This is a genomic window from Isoptericola variabilis 225, assembly GCF_000215105.1.
Lineage (GTDB): Bacteria > Actinomycetota > Actinomycetes > Actinomycetales > Cellulomonadaceae > Isoptericola > Isoptericola variabilis_A.
Window position 1 is genome coordinate 911,183 of sequence record NC_015588.1, and the last position, 19,272, is coordinate 930,454.

At 73.9% G+C, this 19,272-nt stretch carries 19 protein-coding genes, 1 tRNA gene and 1 pseudogene; 10 read left to right on the forward strand and 11 right to left on the reverse strand.

The features are described from left to right. Positions 1–116: 116 nt before the first annotated feature. Together ISOVA_RS04210 and ISOVA_RS04215 are read left to right on the forward strand one after the other, a co-directional pair. Positions 117–3,140, forward strand: a complete 3,024-nt coding sequence (locus tag ISOVA_RS04210) for a UPF0182 family membrane protein (protein WP_013838016.1) — start codon at positions 117–119, stop codon at positions 3,138–3,140. 145 nt (positions 3,141–3,285) lie between these two features. Next, positions 3,286–3,362: transfer RNA gene (locus ISOVA_RS04215), tRNA-Met, on the forward strand. Between the two features lie 82 nt (positions 3,363–3,444). On the opposite strand, the gene ISOVA_RS16920 is transcribed toward ISOVA_RS04215, so the two are convergent. From ISOVA_RS16920 to ISOVA_RS17480, 3 genes and pseudogenes are all read right to left on the reverse strand, one after another. Beyond that, the gene (locus tag ISOVA_RS16920) at positions 3,445–3,885 is read right to left on the reverse strand and encodes a Rieske 2Fe-2S domain-containing protein (RefSeq protein ID WP_041294774.1); all 441 of its coding nucleotides are present in this window, start codon (positions 3,883–3,885) and stop codon (positions 3,445–3,447) included. A 72-nt stretch (positions 3,886–3,957) separates the two neighbouring features. Beyond that, complete coding sequence (locus ISOVA_RS16925) at positions 3,958–4,410, reverse strand: hypothetical protein (protein ID WP_049788234.1); 453 nt, start codon at positions 4,408–4,410, stop codon at positions 3,958–3,960. Between the two features lie 88 nt (positions 4,411–4,498). Next, positions 4,499–4,714, reverse strand: a pseudogene (locus tag ISOVA_RS17480) (glycosyltransferase family 2 protein); the annotation flags it as partial. Positions 4,715–4,812: 98 nt separating this feature from the next. On the opposite strand from ISOVA_RS17480, the gene ISOVA_RS04230 reads away from it, so the two are divergent. The 6 genes from ISOVA_RS04230 (at position 4,813) to ISOVA_RS04255 (ending at position 9,788) form a co-directional block, all read left to right on the forward strand. Beyond that, positions 4,813–5,865 carry a 3-keto-disaccharide hydrolase gene (locus tag ISOVA_RS04230; RefSeq protein WP_013838017.1) on the forward strand — a complete coding sequence of 351 codons (1,053 nt, stop codon included), beginning with the start codon at positions 4,813–4,815 and terminating at the stop codon, positions 5,863–5,865. 213 nt (positions 5,866–6,078) lie between these two features. Beyond that, positions 6,079–6,564, forward strand: a complete 486-nt coding sequence (locus ISOVA_RS04235; protein WP_233275944.1) for a carbohydrate ABC transporter permease — start codon at positions 6,079–6,081, stop codon at positions 6,562–6,564. A 100-nt stretch (positions 6,565–6,664) separates the two neighbouring features. After that, the gene (locus tag ISOVA_RS04240; protein ID WP_013838019.1) at positions 6,665–7,198 is read left to right on the forward strand and encodes a dsRBD fold-containing protein; all 534 of its coding nucleotides are present in this window, start codon (positions 6,665–6,667) and stop codon (positions 7,196–7,198) included. Positions 7,199–7,259: 61 nt separating this feature from the next. After that, complete coding sequence (locus tag ISOVA_RS04245) at positions 7,260–8,132, forward strand: ABC transporter substrate-binding protein (RefSeq protein WP_013838020.1); 873 nt, start codon at positions 7,260–7,262, stop codon at positions 8,130–8,132. Between the two features lie 22 nt (positions 8,133–8,154). Further along, positions 8,155–9,027 carry an amino acid ABC transporter permease gene (locus tag ISOVA_RS04250; RefSeq protein WP_013838021.1) on the forward strand — a complete coding sequence of 291 codons (873 nt, stop codon included), beginning with the start codon at positions 8,155–8,157 and terminating at the stop codon, positions 9,025–9,027. Next, complete coding sequence (locus ISOVA_RS04255) at positions 9,024–9,788, forward strand: amino acid ABC transporter ATP-binding protein (protein ID WP_013838022.1); 765 nt, start codon at positions 9,024–9,026, stop codon at positions 9,786–9,788. The genes ISOVA_RS04250 and ISOVA_RS04255 overlap by 4 nt, the downstream gene beginning before the upstream one ends. A 15-nt stretch (positions 9,789–9,803) precedes the next feature. Here ISOVA_RS04255 and ISOVA_RS04260 read toward each other — a convergent pair whose 3' ends face one another. Both ISOVA_RS04260 and ISOVA_RS15350 read right to left on the reverse strand, forming a co-directional pair. Beyond that, the gene (locus ISOVA_RS04260) at positions 9,804–10,475 is read right to left on the reverse strand and encodes a response regulator (RefSeq protein WP_013838023.1); all 672 of its coding nucleotides are present in this window, start codon (positions 10,473–10,475) and stop codon (positions 9,804–9,806) included. A gap of 31 nt (positions 10,476–10,506) precedes the next feature. After that, the gene (locus ISOVA_RS15350) at positions 10,507–11,814 is read right to left on the reverse strand and encodes a sensor histidine kinase (RefSeq protein WP_186004569.1); all 1,308 of its coding nucleotides are present in this window, start codon (positions 11,812–11,814) and stop codon (positions 10,507–10,509) included. Between the two features lie 190 nt (positions 11,815–12,004). Here ISOVA_RS15350 and ISOVA_RS04270 point away from each other — a divergent pair, with 190 nt between their 5' ends. Further along, the gene (locus ISOVA_RS04270; protein WP_013838025.1) at positions 12,005–12,706 is read left to right on the forward strand and encodes a DUF4352 domain-containing protein; all 702 of its coding nucleotides are present in this window, start codon (positions 12,005–12,007) and stop codon (positions 12,704–12,706) included. Positions 12,707–12,816: 110 nt separating this feature from the next. Further along, positions 12,817–14,001: a DUF2235 domain-containing protein gene (locus ISOVA_RS04275; RefSeq protein ID WP_013838026.1), complete on the forward strand. Its 1,185-nt coding sequence runs from the start codon at positions 12,817–12,819 to the stop codon at positions 13,999–14,001. 10 nt (positions 14,002–14,011) lie between these two features. On the opposite strand, the gene ISOVA_RS04280 is transcribed toward ISOVA_RS04275, so the two are convergent. From ISOVA_RS04280 to ISOVA_RS04305, 6 genes are all read right to left on the reverse strand, one after another. Then, positions 14,012–15,415, reverse strand: coding sequence for an alanine/glycine:cation symporter family protein (locus tag ISOVA_RS04280; protein WP_013838027.1), 1,404 nt, complete (start codon positions 15,413–15,415; stop codon positions 14,012–14,014). A 28-nt stretch (positions 15,416–15,443) separates the two neighbouring features. Further along, positions 15,444–15,971, reverse strand: coding sequence for an ATP-binding cassette domain-containing protein (locus ISOVA_RS17590; protein ID WP_391540492.1), 528 nt, complete (start codon positions 15,969–15,971; stop codon positions 15,444–15,446). A 41-nt stretch (positions 15,972–16,012) separates the two neighbouring features. Continuing rightward, positions 16,013–16,402, reverse strand: a complete 390-nt coding sequence (locus ISOVA_RS04290) for a universal stress protein (protein ID WP_013838029.1) — start codon at positions 16,400–16,402, stop codon at positions 16,013–16,015. Then, positions 16,399–17,538, reverse strand: coding sequence for a calcium/sodium antiporter (locus ISOVA_RS04295; protein WP_013838030.1), 1,140 nt, complete (start codon positions 17,536–17,538; stop codon positions 16,399–16,401). Before ISOVA_RS04295 ends, ISOVA_RS04290 begins: the two co-directional genes overlap by 4 nt. Positions 17,539–17,611: 73 nt before the next feature. Continuing rightward, complete coding sequence (locus ISOVA_RS04300) at positions 17,612–18,061, reverse strand: SufE family protein (protein ID WP_013838031.1); 450 nt, start codon at positions 18,059–18,061, stop codon at positions 17,612–17,614. Between the two features lie 115 nt (positions 18,062–18,176). Further along, a complete protein-coding gene (locus ISOVA_RS04305; protein ID WP_013838032.1) occupies positions 18,177–19,106 on the reverse strand; it encodes a sulfurtransferase in 930 nt (309 codons plus the stop codon). Between the last annotated feature and the right edge of the window lie 166 nt (positions 19,107–19,272).

Sequence of the window (19,272 nt, forward strand, 5' to 3'; positions counted from 1 at the left end):
GGTCCGTCGACCACGCGTGCGTGAAACGTGGGAACCTGGGGTGAGGCCCGGTCGTTCACCCTGGACGACCAGCCGGTCCGCAGCCCTGTCCCGAGCACGAGCGAGGTGCCCGCACCGTGTCCTTCACCGCCCCGCCACGACGTCCCGGTCCGCCGACCACGCGACGCCGCAGCCCGTTGACCGTCACCGTCGCGGTCCTGGCCGCGATCGTCGTGGCGATCCTGCTGCTGGCGAACTTCTGGACCGAGGTCCTCTGGTTCCAGACGCTCGGCTTCGGCAACGTCATCTGGACCCAGTGGATCGCGCGCGGCATCCTCTTCGCCCTCGGGTTCCTCCTCATGGGCGCGGCGGTGTTCACGTCGTTCTCCGTCGCGTACCGCGTGCGTCCCGTGTACGCGCCGTCGACGCCGGAGCAGGCGACGCTCGACCAGTACCGCGAGGCGGTCGAGCCGCTGCGCCGGGTCGTGACGATCGCGGCCCCGCTGCTCGTCGGCTTCTTCGCCGGCGTCGCGGCCGCGGCGCAGTGGCGCACCGTGCTCCTGGCGCTCAACGGCGGCACGTTCGGCACGTCCGACCCCGAGTTCGGCGTCGACCACGGCTTCTACGTCTTCACGCTGCCCGCGCTGCGCTTCGTGGTGGGCTTCCTCATGTCGGTCGTCGTGATCTCCGGCATCGCGGCCGTCGTGACCCACTACCTGTACGGCGGTCTGCGCCTCGGGCCGGTCCCCGCCGGCACCCCGCGCACGACGCCGGCGGCGCGCGTCCACCTGGCGATCATCGCGGCTGCGCTCATGCTGCTCGTCGGCGCCAACTACTGGCTCGACCGCTACTCGCTCCTGACGACGACGAACAGCCGGTACGACGGCGCGAGCTACACGGACGTGCACGCGGTCATCCCGTCCAAGGAGATCCTCACGGGCGTGGCCGTGCTCGTGGCGCTGCTGTTCGTGCTCGCCGCCTTCCGCGGCACGTGGCGCCTGCCGGTCATCGGCGTCGGGCTCATGGTCGTGTCGGCCATCGCGATCGGCGGCATCTACCCGGCCGTCGTCGAGCGCTTCCAGGTCAACCCGAACGCGCAGCAGCTCGAGGCGCCGTACATCCAGCGCAACATCGACGCCACGCTCCAGGCCTTCGGGATGGACGACATCGAGAAGCAGCAGTACGAGGCGACGACGCAGGCCGCGGCCGGCCAGCTGCGCGAGGACGCCGAGACGACGGCGTCGGTGCGCCTGCTCGACCCGCAGGTCGTGAGCCCGTCGTTCCGCCAGCTGCAGCAGAACAAGCAGTACTACAACTTCACCGAGAACCTCGCCGTCGACCGGTACGAGATCGACGGCGAGGTCCGGGACACGGTCATCGCCGTGCGCGAGCTCAACCTCGACGGCCTGGGCGAGCGCAACTGGACCAACGACCACACCGTCTACACGCACGGCTTCGGCGTCGTCGCCGCCTACGGCAACGTCCCGGGCCCCGACGGCCAGCCCGCGTTCTTCGAGGGCGGCATCCCGACGCAGGGCGCGCTCACGGAGAAGGGCTACGAGCCGCGGATCTACTTCTCGCCGAGCACGACGACCTACTCGATCGTCGGCGCCCCCGAGGGGACGGAGCCGTGGGAGCTCGACTACCAGGCCGACGAGGAGGGCGGGCGCCAGATCCGCACCGCGTTCCCGACCGACGAGGTGTCGGCCGGCCCGGAGATCGGCACGTTCTGGCGCAAGCTGCTCTTCGCGCTGAAGTTCGGCGACGAGCAGATCTTCTTCTCCGACCGTGTCACGAGCGAGTCGCAGATCCTCTACGACCGCGACCCGCAGCAGCGCGTGGCCAAGGTGGCCCCGTGGCTCACGCTCGACAACAAGTTCTACCCGGCCGTGGTCGACGGTCGCGTCAAGTGGATCGTCGACGCGTACACGACGTCGGACGCGTTCCCCTACTCGACGTCGATGCCCATGCAGGAGGCGACGACCGACTCCCTCACGCTCGCCGCGCAGGGCGTGCCGGTCGAGCTGCCGCCCGAGGTCAACTACATCCGCAACTCGGTCAAGGCGACGGTCGACGCGTACGACGGCTCGGTCACCCTGTACGCGTGGGACCCCGAGGACCCGGTCCTCCAGGCGTGGTCGGAGATCTTCCCGACGTCGCTGCGCCCCCTCGAGGAGATCTCCGGCGACCTGATGAGCCACATCCGGTACCCGGAGGACCTGTTCAAGGTCCAGCGCGAGCTGCTCACGCAGTACCACGTGACGGACGCGGTGCAGTTCTTCTCGAGCTCCGACGAGTGGGAGACCCCGGCCGACCCGGTGGCGAGCACCGAGACGATCGCCCCCAAGCAGCCGCCGTACTACCTGACGCTGCAGATGCCGGGGCAGGACCGGCCGGCGTTCTCGCTCACGAGCACGTTCATCCCCGGTGGCATCACCGACCGCGAGATCCTCACCGGATATCTCGCCGTCGACGGCGACGCCGGGACCACGGGCGGCCAGAAGGCCGAGACCTACGGCCAGCTCAGGCTCCTCGAGCTGCCGCGCGATGCGACCGTGCCCGGCCCCGGCCAGGTGCAGAACAACTTCAACTCCAACCCGACGATCTCCGAGCAGCTCAACATCCTCGAGCGCGGTGCGTCGACGGTCGTGCGCGGCAACCAGCTGACGCTGCCCGTGGGCGGCGGTCTGCTGTACGTGCAGCCGGTGTACATCCAGTCGGCCGGCGGCACGCAGTTCCCGCTGCTGCGCCGCGTGCTCGTCGCGTTCGGCGACCAGACGGGGTACGCCGAGACGCTCGACGAGGCGCTCGACCAGGTGTTCGGCGGCGACTCGGGCGCGAACGCCGGCGACGCCGAGGGCGAGGAGGAGACCGACGTCCCGACAGACCCGGTGGACGTCGACCCCGGCGCCGAACCGGGGACCGGCGAGGAGCCCGAGCCCGAGCCCACGGAGACGACCGAGCCGACGACGCCCGCGCCGGGCGGCGGCGGCGACCCGCGCGCCCGCCTCGACGCGGCGCTGCAGGAGGCCAACCAGGCGCTCGCGGACAGCCAGGAGGCGTTGTCGTCCGGCGACTTCGGCGCCTACGGCGAGGCGCAGCAGCGTCTGAAGCGAGCCATCGAGGAGGCCGTCGCGGCCGAGGCCGAGCTCGAGGGCTGACCCAGGCGACCGAGGGCCGCCGTCCTGCGGGACGGCGGCCCTCGGCGTCTCCGCGGGCGTCGGTGCGCCGCCTGTGACCTGCGTCCCATGTGGCCGTTTCGATTTGGTGTGGGCGGGTTCGGTGCCGTAATGTTCAGGGAGTCGACGCGGGGTGGAGCAGCTCGGTAGCTCGCTGGGCTCATAACCCAGAGGTCGCAGGTTCAAATCCTGCCCCCGCTACCACGGGACACCGTCGACACGGTGTCGGACGAAGGCCCCCAGGTTCGCCTGGGGGCCTTCGTCGTGCTCGGGGTCCCGGAGCCCGTCAGGCCTCGTGCCCGGGCAGCGGCCGCCGCTCCAGCGGCGAGTTCGCCGGCCCCTGCAGCACCGCACCGTCGACGGCGAACCGGGAGCCATGGCACGGGCACTCCCAAGCGGTCTCGGCGTCGTTGAAGTGCACCAGGCAGCCGAGGTGGGTGCACCGCGCGGAGACGGCGGTGAGCACGCCCGACGGGTCGCGCTGGGCGTCCTCGCCGAGCACGACGTCGGGACCGGCCGGGCCGTCGACGCCGGCGGCGCCGAGCGCGTCGGCCACGGGGGCGAGCACCGGGTCACCGGGCGTGGCGCGGAGCGCCTCGAGGAGCGCGGCGCTCACGTGGCCGCGCGGCCGGGGCACCGGCAGGCGCCACGGGGCCGCGGCGGGCGCCTCGTCGGCCGGGTGCACCTCCACGGGTGCGGTGTCGGTCGGCAGGGACGTCGTGGTCATGGGGCCTCCCCGGTGCGGGCGGGCGGTGCCGCGGTGCGTCGTCGTGCGACCACGTGCTGGGTCGGCGGCGGGTCACTCGCTCGACGACGGCACCCCGGCGGTGTCGGCCGGCCGCGGCACCGGCTGGGTCGCGAGCACCGCGAGGTCGGCCAGGACCTGCTCGGGCAGGGTGCGGCGCCGCCGCAGCGCGGGCAGTAGGTCTGCCGCCGCCGCTAGCACGCCGCGGCGCTCCGGCCCGCCGGCTCGCAGGTCCTCGCCGAGCCGCCGGCCGACGTCGCGCCACGGCAGGCGCAGCACCGCGCTCAGCGTGCGCGACCGGGCGACCGCGCGTCGTCGTGCCGCCGCGTCGTGGCGCCGCGGCGACGGGTGGTGGTGCACGACGACGTCGGGCACGTGCACGAGGTCGAAGCCGTCCGCGGCGAGGTCCCACGCGAGACGCTCCTCCTCTCCCGGGAACCGCACGACGTCGTCGAACCCGCCCGACGCCAGGAACGCGTCGCGGCGCACCGTCGCCGCGCAGGCCATGAAGCCCAGGACCCGCGGTCCGGGCAGCGGGCGCCCACCACGAGTCGTCGTCGGCGAACGCGACGAACGGCGTGCGGGCGCGGCGCGCCCCGAGCGTCCGGCCCGCGGCCGCGAGGTTGCGGCCCGCCTCGACGACGTCGACGTGCGGGTGCGCGTCCCGCACGGCCTGCGGCGTGCCGTCGGACGAGCCGTTGTCGACGAGGACCACCGGGGCGCGGTGGCGCCCGAGGCTCGCGACGAGCTCGTCGCGACGGTCGCGGCTCGCCACGACCACGGTCACACGGGTGTCCTCGATCGGCTGCATCCCTCCGTCCTATCCCCGTGCCGGGGCGGTCGCGCGTCGGACCCGTCTCCCGTAGGGTCGGTGTCACCCCGAGCAACGATCTCGACGAGGAGACACCGATGCCGATCCTGCCCCGCGTCCGTCCGTCCCGTCTCGCCGCCGCCGTCGCCACGGTGGCCGCCGTCGGTCTCGCCGCGCCGTGCGCGGCCGCCTCGCCCGACGGCGCCGGCGTGCTCGACGTCGGGACGTGCGTCGCGCCCGACGCCCGCCCGACCGTCGTCCTGCTCGACACCGACAGCGGCGTCGCGAACGCGACCCTGCCGGGCGGCTGCACGATCAACGACGTCATCGACGACGAGCGCACCTGGGAGGACCACGGGTCGTTCGTGACGCACGTGCGGGGCGTCACGGACGCCCTCGTCGCCGACGGCGAGCTCGGGCGGCGCGACGCCGCGCGCCTCGTCGCCGCGGCGGGCCGGTCCGACGTCGGCACCGTCCCGGGCTACCGGACGCTCTTCGACGGGACCGCGACGTCGCTCGAGGACTGGGAGTACGCGGGCGTCGGCGGGTTCGACCTCACGGAGGACGGGTCGCTCGTCAGCCGCGCGGGCGCCGAGGGCGGTTTCGGCACGCTCTGGTACGTGCCCGAGGAGTTCGGCGACTTCTCGCTGCGCCTGCGCTTCCGCGACGACGCCCCCGGCGACGCCCGCGCCAACAGCGGCGTGCAGGTGCGCTTCCCCGCCCTGCACGGGCCGGTCGAGGGCTGCCCGACGACGTTCAACGGCAGCGAGACGGGCAACCTGTCGTGGATCGCCGTCAACTGCGGCCACGAGGTGCAGATCAACGACTCGCCCGAGACGGGCTCGAACGACCCGCGCAAGACCGGCTCGATCTACGGGTTCGCCGACCTGACCCTGGCCGAGGCCATGCCGACGCCCAAGGGGACGTGGAACGACCTCGAGGTGCGCGTCGTCGGGCAGCACTACACGGTGATCCGCAACGGCGTCGTCATCAACGAGTACGAGAACGTGCCCGGCGTCCCGTTCCCCGGGCGGCCGAACGACCCCGACTCGAGCAGCCGCGGACTCGTCGGCCACGTCGGCCTGCAGGCGCACGGGAGCGCGCCCGACGTCGTGTCGTTCCGGGACGTGCGGGTGCGGCCCCTCGACTGACGGGCGCGAGGGCGCGTCACGGGACGTCGCGAGCGGCGTGACCTGGGCTTACCGTCGTTGACACATCGACGCCGCCACGGCCACCGTCGGTCCCGGCCGACGCCGCCGCCGTCGACGGCACCGGCCCTGTCGAGCCGGAAGGAAGGTGACGACGATGCGCCGTTCCCGAGCCGTTCCCGTGATCGCCCTCGCGGGCGTCGCGGCACTCGCCGCGTGCACCTCCGACCCGCCCGCCGACGGTGGCGGCGACGGTGGCGGCGGCGAGGGCGGGGCTCGCTCGTCGGGCTCGTCGTCGTCTACGTCGCGCAGGTCGCCGCCGTGTCGATCTACATGCTGCGCAACTACTTCGAGACGGTGCCGGTCAGCCTCGAGGAGGCCGCGGCGATCGACGGGGCGACCCGGGGCCAGGTGATCCGGAAGATCAGCATCCCGCTCGCGATGCCCGCGATCGTCTCCAACGCCCTGTTCATCTTCATGATCGCGTGGAACGAGTTCCTGTTCGCCCTGCTGTTCCTCGTCGAGCGCCGCGACCGGTGGACGGTCTCGCTCGGCCTGTCGCAGCTGTCGGGGAGCATCGAGGTGCCGACCACGGTCCTCATGGCCGGCTCGGTCATCCTCACGCTGCCGGTCGTCGTGCTGTTCTTCTTCTCCGAGCGGTACCTCGCGGGCGGGCTGACGGCAGGCGCCGAGAAGGGCTGAGCCGCCGCCGACCCCTCGGCGAACCGTCGTCGTCGGGCGCATGATGGAAGCACGACGCAGTGGTCGACGAGGAGCTCGACGAGGAGACGGAGGGACGGTCATGAAGGCGTCGGTCGGTGACCGGATCGTGACGGCGTCCGGCGTGGTGGGTGCCGCGGTGCGCGAGGGGGTCGTGGTGAGCGTGCGCAACGCGGACGGCTCGCCGCCCTACCTGGTGCGATGGTCGGACACGGGGGACGAGACGCTGGTCTTCCCCGGTCCGGACACCGTGGTGCGGCACGGCGACGGCGGCGCGCAGGAGGGCGAGGCGGCGGGTGCCGCGACGGGGACGTCGGCGGGCCACGGGGTCCCGGCGCGCTCGACGACGTGGCACGTGCAGCTCACGCTGGTGGAGTCGCAGGGCAGCACGACGGCCGAGGCGACGCTCGTCGCGGGGCCGGCCGAGCACGGCGACGTCGGGGCGCTGCGTGCCGTCGGGCACGCGCGCAAGGACCCGGGCGACGAGGAGGTGCCGGTGATCGGCGACGAGGTCGCCGCCGGTCGCGCGCTGCGCCGGCTCGCGGACGCGCTCCTCGGACAGGCCGAGCAGGACATCTCGGCGCGGACGGGCAACAAGGCGCACGTGCACCCCTGAGCCGCGCGCCGCTGGGCTAGGCTCGGCGTCGTCGCCCCACGTCAGAACGGAAGGCCTCGCCGTGCGCCCGTCCCGCCCCGCCCTCGCCGCCACCCTCGTCCCGGCCGTCGCCCTCGGGCTGGCGGCGTGCTCGTCGCCCGACGACGCCCCCGAGACCCCCGAGACCTCCGCGGCCACCGACGCCGCGGGCGGCGAGTGCAGCCCGGAGACGCTGCCCACCCTCACCGAGGGCACGCTGACCGTCGCCGCGGGGGAGCCGTACGAGCCCTGGTACGTGGGCGAGCCGACGAGCGGCGAGGGCTTCGAGTCGGCGCTCGTGTACGCGGTGGCCTCCGAGCTCGGCTACGCCGAGGAGGACGTCGAGTGGGTCACGGTGACGTTCGAGCAGATCATCAGCCCGGCCATCAAGCCGTTCGACATCGCGGCCTACCAGACGACGATCACGGAGGAGCGCGCCGAGGCCGTCGACTTCTCGAGCCCGTACCTCACGAGCCGCCAGGGCGTCATCGTCGCGGACGAGGGCGACTTCGCCGGTGCCTCGACGCTCGCCGACCTCGAGGGCGCGCGCGTCGGCGTGACGGCGTCGCAGACGTCGCTCGACGCCGCCGAGGCCGCGTGGGGCGACGCCGTCGAGATCGTGCCGTTCAACGCCGCGGGCGACGGCATGACCGCGCTGTCGTCGGGCACGATCGACGCGATGGTCATGGACGTCGACCAGGGCGTGGCCGCCTCGACCGTCTACTTCCCCGACACGCAGGTGATCGGCACCCTGCCGGCGACCGGCGAGCCGGAGCAGCTCGGCCTCGTGCTCGACAAGGACTCGGAGCTCACCGACTGCGTGTCGCAGGCGGTCGAGGCGCTCGAGGCCGACGGCACGCTCGCCGAGCTGCGCACCGAGTGGCTCAAGTCGGACGACGTGCCCGAGCTGTCCTGACGCCGGCGGAAGCACGCGCGCGATGACCGACGCCTGGGTGCCGTCCGAGCGCGCCCGCGCGCGCGAGGCGTTCCGGCGCGCGCAGCACCGCCGGGCGCTGCTCGTGGCGGGCGTCGCGACGGCGGTGCTGTGCGTCGCCGTCGTCCTCGTCGTCACCGGTGCGCCCGGGTGGGACCGCGCGCGTCGCGCGTTCTTCTCGCCCGAGCGGGCGTGGGAGGTCCTGCCCGACGTCGCGGCCGGGCTCGTGCTCAACCTGCGGGTCTGGGTCGTGGCGTCGGCCGTGGGGCTCGCCGTGGGACTGCTGCTCGCGGTCGTGCGCACCTCGCGGCTGCCCGCGCTGTTCCCGCTGCGCGTGCTCGCCACCGTCTACGTCGACGTGTTCCGCGGCGTGCCCGTGCTGCTCGTCCTGCTGCTCGTCGGGTTCGGGCTGCCGGCGCTGCGGCTCGAGTGGCTGCCGGTGAGCGCGGCCTTCCTCGGCGGGCTCGCGATCGTCCTCACCTACACCGCGTACCTCGCGGAGATCTTCCGCGCGGGCATCGAGTCGGTCCACCCCTCGCAGGTCGCGGCGGCGCGCTCGCTCGGGCTCACGCGCGGGCAGGCGGTGCGCCGTGTCGTGCTGCCCCAGGCGGTGAGGAACGTGACCGCGCCCGTCGCGAGCGTGCTCGTGTCGTTGCAGAAGGACTCGGGCCTGATCTCGATCCTCGGTGCGGTCGACGCGATCCGCGCCGCCCAGATCGCCACGACGGGCGACTACAACTTCACGCCCTACGTGGTGGCCGGCGCGCTGTTCCTGCTCGTCTCGATCCCGCTGACCCGCCTCGTCGACGCGTGGTCGGCCCGGCAGGGCTGGCGCGGGGAGCTGCGCGGGGTGCCCGGGGCGGGGGTGCTGCGATGAGCGCGGCGGCGAGCGGGGAGCAGCCGCTGCTCTCCCTGCGCGGCGTGCGCAAGTCCTACGGCACGGGCGCCGCGCGCAAGGTCGTGCTCGACGGGATCGACCTCGACGTCGCGGAGCACGCGTGCGTCGTCGTCGTGGGCTCGTCGGGGTCGGGCAAGTCGACGCTGCTGCGCGTCGTCGACCTGCTCGACGACGTCGACGACGGTCAGGTCCTGCTCGACGGCGAGGACGTCGCCGACCCGTGGGTCGACGCGAACGCCGTCCGCGCCCGTCTCGCGATGGTCTTCCAGCAGTACAACCTCTTCCCGCACCTGCGCGTGCTCGACAACGTCACGCTCGCGCCGCGCGTCGTGCACCGCTGGCCGCGCGCCGAGGCCGAGCAGGCGGGCCTGGCGATGCTCGAGAAGGTCGGGCTCGCGCACAAGGCCCGCGCGTACCCCGACCAGCTCTCGGGCGGCGAGCAGCAGCGCGCGGCGATCGCCCGGGCGCTCGTGACCGGCCCGGAGCTGCTGCTGCTCGACGAGGTCACGTCCGCGCTCGACCCCGAGCTCGTCGGCGAGGTGCTCGACCTCCTGCTCGCCCTGCGCGACGAGGGCACCACGATGCTCGTCGCGACGCACGAGATGGGCTTCGCGCGCGACGTCGCCGACGAGGTCGTGTTCCTGCACGAGGGCCGGGTCCACGAGCGCGGCACCCCGGCCGAGGTCCTCGACGACCCGCGCCGCGAGCGCACGCGCGAGTTCCTGCGCCGGCTGCGGTAGGCGACCGGCGCGTCGTCAGGGCCGTGGTGGTGGGGGTGCCGTGGCTCCGGCGCGGTCGACGAGGACCGCGAGCTGTTCGCGCGAGGTGAGCCCGAGCTTGTTCATCGCCCGGCTCAGGTGGACCTTGACCGTCGAGTCCGCGAGGAACGTCAGCCGGGCGATCTCCGGGTTCGACAGCCCGTGCGGCAGGTAGGAGGCGACCTCGCGCTCCCGGTCGGTGAGCTGCTCGAGCCGCGCGAGGGCCTCGGCGCGGCGACCGTCGAGCCGCCGCCCGCCCTCGAGGTGCCGGATGACGGCGCCCGCCGCACCGTGGTCGAGCGCGCCCGCCCCGGCGGCGACCTGGCGGACGTGGTTCGCGATCCGGTCCGGGTCGTCGTCCTTGCCGAGGAAGCCCTGCGCGCCCGCGTCGAGGGCCGCCACGACGGTGTCGTCCGACCCGAACGAGGTCAGCGCGATGACCGCGGGCGGGTCGGTGCGCCGGCGCAGCGCGCGGATCGCGTCGAGCCCGCCGACGCGGCGCATGTGCAGGTCCATGAGCACGACGTCGGGACGGTGCGCGTCGACCGCCGCCGGCACCTCGTCGCCGTCCGTGGCCTCGCCGACGACGTCGATGCCCTGCCCCCGCAGCACCGCGGTGAGCAGGCGGCGGACCATCGGGTCGTCGTCGACGATGAGCACTCGTGTCACGGACGCCGAGGCTACCGGCCGGGGCCGACACTCAGCGTACGGATGCGGTGTCCGCCTCCGGGTGCTCCGCGTCGACCCAGGGGAGGTGTGCTGCGACGACGTGCCGGCCGTCGTCGACGTGGACGTCGAGCGTGCCGCCGAGCGCCTGGACGCGTTCGCGCATGCCCGTGATGCCCGCACCGGTCCCCGGTGCGGCCGGCGCGGGCTCGTCCGTGAGGCGGTTGGTCACGCGCACGTCGACGCCCGTCGCGCGCGCCGCCCGCACCGTCACGTCGACGGGGGAGCCGGGCGCGTGCTTGAGGGCGTTCGTGACCGACTCCTGCACGATCCGGAACGTCGCCCGGGTCAGCGCCGGTGCCGCGGTGTGGCCGTCGGAGACGAAGATGCTGCTCGTGATCCCCGCGCCCCCGTCGCGCAGCCGCTCGAGCAGCGGGACGAGGTCCTCGAGGCTCGTGCCCGGCAGCAGGGTGCCGTCGCCGTCCCGCAGCGTCGACAGCAGGGTGCGCATCTCGGCGATCGCCCGCTGGGCCGAGGCGCGCACCTCCCGCGCCGCCTCGCGGGCCTCGGGGTCTTCCCCTCGCGCGACCTCGAGCGCGGACGCCTGCAGGGAGATGGTCGCGATGTGGTGCGCGACGGTGTCGTGCACCTCGCGCGCGATGAGCTCGCGCTCCTCCTGCCGCGTCATCCGGTCGCGCAGCACCGCGGTCTGCGCGACCTGCGCCTCGCGCGCCGCCTCGGCCGACGCCTCCGCCACGCGCGCCCGGTCGGCGGTCGCGCGCGAGCGCCGCACGAGGCCCGCGGCGACGGACGCGCCGAGGAAGAACAGTCCCCAGAAGACGAACGAGAGCGTGCCGGGGGCGGAGGTCAGCGCGCCGCTCTCGTCGAACACGGCGAACACCCGGTGCTCCGGTGCTCGCAGCGCATCACGGACGAGGGCTGCTGCGGTGCCCGCCGCCGTCGCGGCCGTGCAACCGGCCACCGTCCTACGCGACGTCGACGTCGCGTAGACCCACGGCAGGGTCAGGAGCGCCGCCGACGAGTCGAGCGGGAGCAGGAGCGGTGCGGCCGACGCCGCGAGGTTGAGCTGGACCGGGTACCGGCGGCGCAGCACGAGAAGGCCCGCAAGGATCAGTCCGATCAGGGCGGCGAGGATCGCGAGACTCGTCGAGGCGTCCCCGGGCATGTCGGCCCACGCCGCGGCCGTGAGCGCGCTGAACGCCGAGACGGTCACCGCCACGACCGTCCCGCCGCGCGACGTCCAGCTCCGGCCCGGGGCGCGGTCGCCCGGTGCACGCCCGACGTCGGTCAGGCCGGCGTCGTGGGCAATGGGCTGGGACATGCCGAGAGCGTACGTGCGGGCGCCGACACGGTGCGTCACCCGATCGGGCACGCGGCGGCCCGCCGGCGTACCCGGTCGGGTACGCGACCGTGCCCGGGCGGCCGATGCCCGGCCGTGCGCAGCGCGACGAGGCTGGGCGCAGGCCGAGCCGAGCACGGCGTCGGCGGTGACCACGACCCGAGGAGGAGACATGTCCGACCAGACCCCCGCCCCCGAGCCCGCTCCCACGCAGGCCGAGCTCAAGCGCCAGGCCCGCGAGGCCCGGGCGATCGCGAAGGCGAACCGCGGCTGGTTCGCGCGCCACAAGATCCTCACCGCCCTCGGCGTGATGGTCCTCCTCGCCGTCGTGGTGTCGCTCTCCTCGGGCGGTGACGGCGACGCTCCCGCCGACGTCCCTCCCGCCGCGGCCGAGCCCGACGCCGCGGCCGAGCCCGACGCCGGCACGGACGGGCCGACCGAGGAGCCGGCCGACGAGGCCGCGCCCGAGGAGCCGGCCGGCGCGGCGATCGGCGAGCCGGTGCGCGACGGCAAGTTCGAGTTCACGGTCACGGCCGTCGAGCCCGGTGTCGCCGAGGTCGGCAGCGAGTACCTGAACAAGCAGGCGCAGGGCCAGTTCGTCCTGGTCCACGTCACGGTCGAGAACATCGGCGACGAGTCGCAGTACTTCTTCGCCGACAACCAGTACGCGTTCGACGCCGACGGCCGCCGCTTCTCGGCCGACTCCGAGGCGAGCATCTACCTCGAGGACTCGCAGTCCTTCGTCAACGAGATCAATCCCGGCAACACCGTCCAGGGCGTCGTGGTCTTCGACGTGCCCGCGGACGTGACGCTCACGTCGCTCGAGCTCCACGACTCCGCGTTCTCGGGCGGTGTCACGGTCGAGCTCGGCTGACCTCCCCCAGACCGGGTGCACCGGGTGCCCCCCGCCCGGTGCACCCACCGCGGCGCCCGTCGTCCGTATCAGGCGGCGGGCGCCGTGCTCTTCCTCGGGAGGAGGGAATCATGCGACGACTCGTCCTGTGCTGCGACGGCACGTGGAACCACGCGGTCAACCCGCAGGTGTCGAACATCGAGAAGCTGGCGCGCGCGGTGCGCCCGGGCCTGGTGCCCGGGGCGGACGGGCGGCCGGACGCCGTCCAGGTCGTGGGCTACGTGGGCGGCGTCGGCTCCCGCGGCTACACGCTCGACCGGCTGGTCGGCGGCGCGTTCGGCTACGGCTTCACGCGCAACGTCGTGGAGGGCTACCGGTTCCTCGCGATGAACTACGCGCCGGGCGACGAGATCGTCGTCATCGGGTACTCGCGCGGCGCCTACACCGCGCGCAGCGTCGTCGGGATGATCTCGCAGGTCGGGCTGCTCACGCCCGAGGCCGTCGACGCGGGCCTGCTCTGCGAGGCCGAGCGCGTCTACCGGCTGCGCGCCGACGACGGCGCGGACGGCCCCGCGGCCGAGGCGGTGCGGCGCGAGAAGGCGCGGTTCAAGGCGGAGCACTCCTGGGACGCGCCGGTGCGGTTCCTCGGCGTCTTCGACACCGTGGGTGCGCTCGGGGTCCCCGTGCTGTCCCGGCGCAAGCACCGGTTCCACGACGTGCGGCTCTCGCCCATGGTGCAGACGGCCCGGCAGGCGCTCGCGATCGACGAGCGCCGCATCACCTTCGCCCCGTGCCTGTGGGACGTGCCCGACGACGACGAGCCCGGCCGGGTCGAGCAGGTGTGGTTCCCGGGCACGCACGGCGACGTCGGGGGCGGCGGGGCGCGGTGCGGGCTGTCGGACCTCGCGCTCCGGTGGATGGCCGACGAGCTCGCGGCCGCCGGCGTCGTGCTCGACGAGCGCCGCCTGGCGAGCCAGACGTCCCGGCGCGCCCCGCTCCTGCTGCACCAGGACCCGCCGTGGTTCTTCCGGCTGGTCAACGGCGTCAAGCGGCTGCGGCCCCGGTACGAGCGGGTCGACGGCCGGGTCGTCTTCCGCCGCGGGCTGCGCGTGCTCGCGCTGCCGCGGCCGGACGGCGGGTGGCGCGACGGCGTGCTGCTCGCCGACACGGCGCTGCGGCACGTGGTGCGCGACGACTACCTCATGCGCGCGCCGAACCTCGGCTGGTGGGTGGCCGACGCCGGCGGCGTCGAGCACGTCCCGACCGAGCACGTGCGCGCCGCGCGCGGCGACCTGCGCCCGCTCGTGCCCGTGTGACCGGACCGGGTCAGCGGGTGGGCACGAAGTCCTCGAGCGCCGACGGCGGGTCGGTGAGGTCGGGGTCGCGCTCGAGGTAGGCGCGGGTCTCGCGCACGATGAGGCCCGACAGGAGCAGCAGGCCGATGAGGTTGGGCAGCGCCATGAGGCCGTTGAGGACGTCGGCGACGCCCCAGACGAGCTCGAGCTCCCACAGCGCGCCGACGAGGCACGCGACCGTGAAGAGCGCCCGGTAGGGGAGCGAGACGCGGATGCCGAACAGCGTCGTCGCGCACCGCTCGCCGTAGTAGGCCCAGCCGATCACGGTCGACAGCGCGAAGAACACGACGGCGATCGCGACCACGGCGCCGCCGATCGACGACAGCGGGCCGGACGACATCGCGGCGGCGGTCATCGCCGCGCCCTCCGCCTCGCCCGTCCAGGCGCCCGACGTGACGATGACCAGGCCCGTGAAGGTGACGACGACGAGCGTGTCGATGAACGTCTGCGTCATGGAGACCAGGCCCTGGCGCACGGGGTGGTGCGACTTGGCGGCGGCGGCGACGATCGCGGCCGAGCCGAGGCCCGACTCGTTGGAGAACAGGCCGCGGGCCACGCCGTACTGGAGCGCGAGCGCGACGGTCGACCCGACGAAGCCGCCCGTGGCGGCCGTGCCGGTGAAGGCGTCGGTGAAGATCGTCGCGAACGCGCCCGGGATGGCCGTGACGTTGGCGCCGAGCACGAGGACGCCGGCCACGAGGTAGAGCAGGATCATCGTCGGGACGAGCGACGCGGTGACCGCGCCGATGCGCTTGATGCCGCCGACGAGGACGACGCCGACGAGCACCATGACGACCAGCCCCGTGGCCAGCGGCGGCACGCCGAACTGGTCCTCGAGCGAGGCCGCGATCGTGTTGGTCTGCGTCATGTTGCCGATGCCGAACGCGGCGAGCGCGGCGAAGACGGCGAACGCGACGGCGAGGACCGCACCGACCGGCCCGCCGATCGCACGTCGCAGGTACTCCTGCGGCCCGCCGCGCTGCTCGCCCTTCTCGTCGACGACGCGGAACTTCGACCCGAGGAACGCCTCCGAGTACTTCGACGCCATGCCGACGAGCCCGGTGACCCACATCCAGAACAGCGCGCCCGGGCCGCCGATGCCGATCGCCGTCGCGACGCCCGCGATGTTGCCGACGCCGACCGTCGCGGCGAGCGCCGTCGTCAGCGCCTGGTAGTGCGAGATGTCGCCCGCGCCGCCGTGCGCCTCCTTGCGCTGGACCAGGCCCAGGCGCAGCGCCGGTCCGAGCTTGCGGAACTGCAGACCCCGCAGGCGGACCGTGAGGAACAGGCCCGTCCCCAGCAGCAGGGGGATGAGGAAGAACGGGCCCCAGACGAACCCGGCCGTGCTGTCGACGATGTCGGCGAAGGTCTCCACGGGGCGAACGGTAACCCGGTGATCCACGTCACGGGCAAGTCGGCCGCCCTCGACGAGGACGACCGAGCCAGTCGAGGGCGCCGGCCGCGGGCCGGTAGCCCATCGCGACGGCCGCGAGCACGACGAGCGTGACGGCGGCCAGCCCCTGCACGACGAAGCCGAGCACCTGGCCCGACAGCACCGAGCCCGGGGAGATGGCCATCGTCCGGAACCGCGCCATGATGCCGCCGTCGAGCACCGCGATGCGGTCGGCGAGCTGGTCGGCCTCCTCGAGGTACTGCGTGGTGAGCAGGATCGTGGTGCCGGCCGCCACGAGCGCCCGGACTTCGTCCCACAGGGTGCGACGGCTGCGCGGGTCGAGCCCGGTGGTGGGCTCGTCGAGGAAGACGACCGCCGGGCTGCCGACGAGCGTCATCGCGAGGTCGAGCTTGCGGCGCATGCCGCCCGACCACGTCGACACGGGCTTGCTCGCCGCGTCGGTCAGGCCGAACTGCGCCAGGAGGGCGTCGGCGCGCTCGCGCCCGTCGTGGCGGCCCAGGTGGTGCAGGGCCGCCAACATATGTGGTGTCGCGTGGCGTCACGCCGGATCGGCGCCGGTCAGCGGTCGTACTCGTCCTTGACGACGAGCACCGGCACGGGGGAGTCGAGCAGCACGCGCTGCGTCGTCGAGCCCATGAGGAAGGTCCCCATCGAGGAGCGTTTGCGCGACCCGAGGACCACGAGGGTCGCGCCGGACGCCTCGGTCGCGTCGAGGATCGCGTCGGCCGGCTCGGTGCCCTCCGGACGGACCGTCACGGGTTCGACGTGGAGGTCGGGCGGGGCGTCGGCGAGCAGCGCGGCGAGGCCGTCGTCGACGGGCGACGCCGCGTGCTCGGGATGCAGGTCCAGGACCGCCAGGGGGAGCCGGCGTCGCGCAGCCTCGGCGACCGCCGTGCGGACGGCAGCCTCGCCGTGCGGCGACGCGTTGTAGGCCACGAGCACCGTCATGGCGACCACTCTTGCACACTCGCGGCGTCTCGCCGCCCGCGTCTCAGCCCGACCTCGAAGGCCGCGAGCGCGACGAGCCACAGCGCGGTGATGGGCAGGACGAACCACAGCATCGCGGTGCTGAACGGGCCGAGCGCGTCGTGCTCGGCGGCAGCGAGCAGGAGGTAGGCGACGTAGGCCGCGTAGAACGCGACGAACAGCACGCCCTCCCAGCGTGCGACCGCCTGGCCGGTGAACGCGACCGGCAGCAGCGCCAGCGCGACGGCGACCATGACCGGCACGTCGAAGTGCGCGGCGGCACGGTCGACGGCGACGCCGTCGGGCGAGATCAGCGCGGTGATCCCGAGCACCGCGCCGATGTTGAAGATGTTGCTGCCGACGATGTTGCCGACCGCGATGTCGCGCTCGCCCCGGACGACCGCGACGACGCTCGTGGCGAGCTCGGGCAGCGACGTCCCGACCGCGACGACGGTCAGGCCCACGACGAGGTCGCTGACGCCCATCGCCGAGGCGATGCTCGTCGCCCCGCGCACGAGGAGCTGGGCGCCGACGACGAGGAGCGCGACCCCGACGGCGACCAGCACGACGTCGAGCAGGACGGAGCGCAGGCGGCTCGTGCGCAGCCGCGCCAGCCGGTCCCTCCCGGCCGGCTCGGTCGCCGCACTGGCCTCAGCGGTCGCACCGCCGCGCCGGGCCACGACGGCGGTCATGGCGACGTAGCCGGCGAGCAGCGCGAGGAGCACGACGCCCTCGACGCGGCCGATCCCGCCGTCGAGCGCGAGGACCAGCATGAGCACCGACATCCCGACCATGACCGGGACGTCGACGCGCACGAGCTGCGAGCGGACGACGAGCGGGACCACGACCGCCGACAGTCCCAGCACGAGCAGGACGTTGACGATGTTGCTGCCCACCACGTTGCCGACCGCGAGGCCGGGGGAGCCGGACAGGGCCGCGCCGGCGCTGACGGCCAGCTCGGGGCTCGACGTCGCGAACGACACCACCGTCAGGCCGACGACGAGGGACGACATGCCGACCGTGCGGGCGAGCGACGCCGCGCCCCGCACGAGAGCCTCACCGCCCCCGACGAGCAGCACGAACCCGACCACCAGCAGCACGACGCTCGTCAGGGTCACGCCGCCAGGGTACGGGCGACGCCCGCGTCACGCCGCGCACCGACGGGCCTCGCCCGCGACCGGGCGGGCGCCGTCAGGCGGCGAGCTGCTCGCGCACCTGCCGCTTGGCGCGCGTGAGCATGCCCGCCATGCCGCCGAGGCGCAGCGGGCTCACGGCCCGGGCCAGCCCGAGCATCTGGGGGAAGTCCTCGGGCACGTCGAGCACCTGCTGCGGCGTCAGGCCCGACAGGCCCTGCGCGAGGATCGACGCGAAGCCGCGCGTCGTCGGCGCCTCCTGCGGGGCGGTGGCGTAGAAGCGCACGACGTCGCCCTCGACCTCCGCGAACGCGCGCACGGGGGACTGGCACTCCTCGACGCGCTCGAGCAGGCCCGGCGCCGCCTCGTACCGCGCCGGCAGGTCGGGCAGCTCGCGCGAGAACTCGAGCAGCAGCTGCAGGCGGTCGCGCTCGCCGAGCGCGAGGAAGTCGTCGCGGATCTCGGCGAGCGAGTCGGGCAGCCGGTCGGTGGTCGCGGCGTCGGTCATGGGTCCAGTCTCTCCCAGGTTCGGACACGGATCAGGTCGGCAGTCCGGGATCCGGTCGGCAGTGCGGACTGCCGACGGGATGCGGGACTGCCGACCTGATCGGGCGGCGTCGGGCTCAGGCGGCCGCGACCTTCTCCTTGGCGCTCGCGGGCACCTCGCCGGGCTGGTCGCCCGCGACGATCGGCACGCGCACCGCGTTGCCCCACTCGGTCCACGAGCCGTCGTAGTTGCGCACGTCGGGGATGCCGAGGAGGAAGTGGAGCGCGAACCACGTGTGGCTCGAGCGCTCGCCGATGCGGCAGTACGTGATCACCGAGTCGTCGGCGGTGATGCCGAGGCCGCCGGCCTGGTAGATCGCCTCGAGCTCGGCGCGCGGCTTGTACGTGCCGTCCTCGGAGACCGCGGTGGCCCACGGGACGTTGCGCGCGGTGGGGATGTGGCCGCCGCGCAGCACGCCCTCCTCCGGGTAGTCCGGGATGTGCAGGCGCTCGCCGGTGTACTCCTGCGGGGAGCGGATGTCGACGAGCGGGCCGCGTCCGAGGTGCGCGAGCACGTCCTCCTTGAACGCGCGGAACGTGGAGTCGTCGCGCTCGACGGCCGGGTACTCGACCGGCGTGGGCGTCGGGACGTCGGTGGTCAGCTCGCGGCCCTCGGCGACCCAGAGGTTGCGGCCGCCGTCGAGCAGGCGGACGTCCTCGTGGCCGAACAGCGTGAAGACCCACGCGGTGTACGCGGCCCACCAGTTGTTCTTGTCGCCGTAGAGCACGATCGTGGTGTCGCGGCCGATGCCCTTGGAGCCGAGCAGCTCGGCGAAGCCGGGGCCGTCGAGGTAGTCGCGCTCGACCGGCAGGAGCAGGTCGGTGTGCCAGTCGATCTTCACGGCGCCGGGGATGTGGCCCGTCTCGTACAGCAGCACGTCCTCGTCGGACTCGACGACGACCAGGTCGGGGTTGTCGAGGTTCTGCGCGAGCCACTCGGTCGTGACGAGGCGCTCCGGGTGGGCGTACTCGGCGAGGCGGGGGTGCGGGTCGAGCGGTGCGGGCATGGGGGTTCCTTCCTCGGGGCCGGCCGGCGGTGCGTGGCCGCTGTCTGTCCGGGGGCCACTGTAGGGACCGGTTCACGTGCGGCGACACCGCGTGTCCACGATGTGGGACCACGATGTGAGACGCGATGGGGACTGGTGCCCTGCGCCACCGTGCGCGGACGGCCTA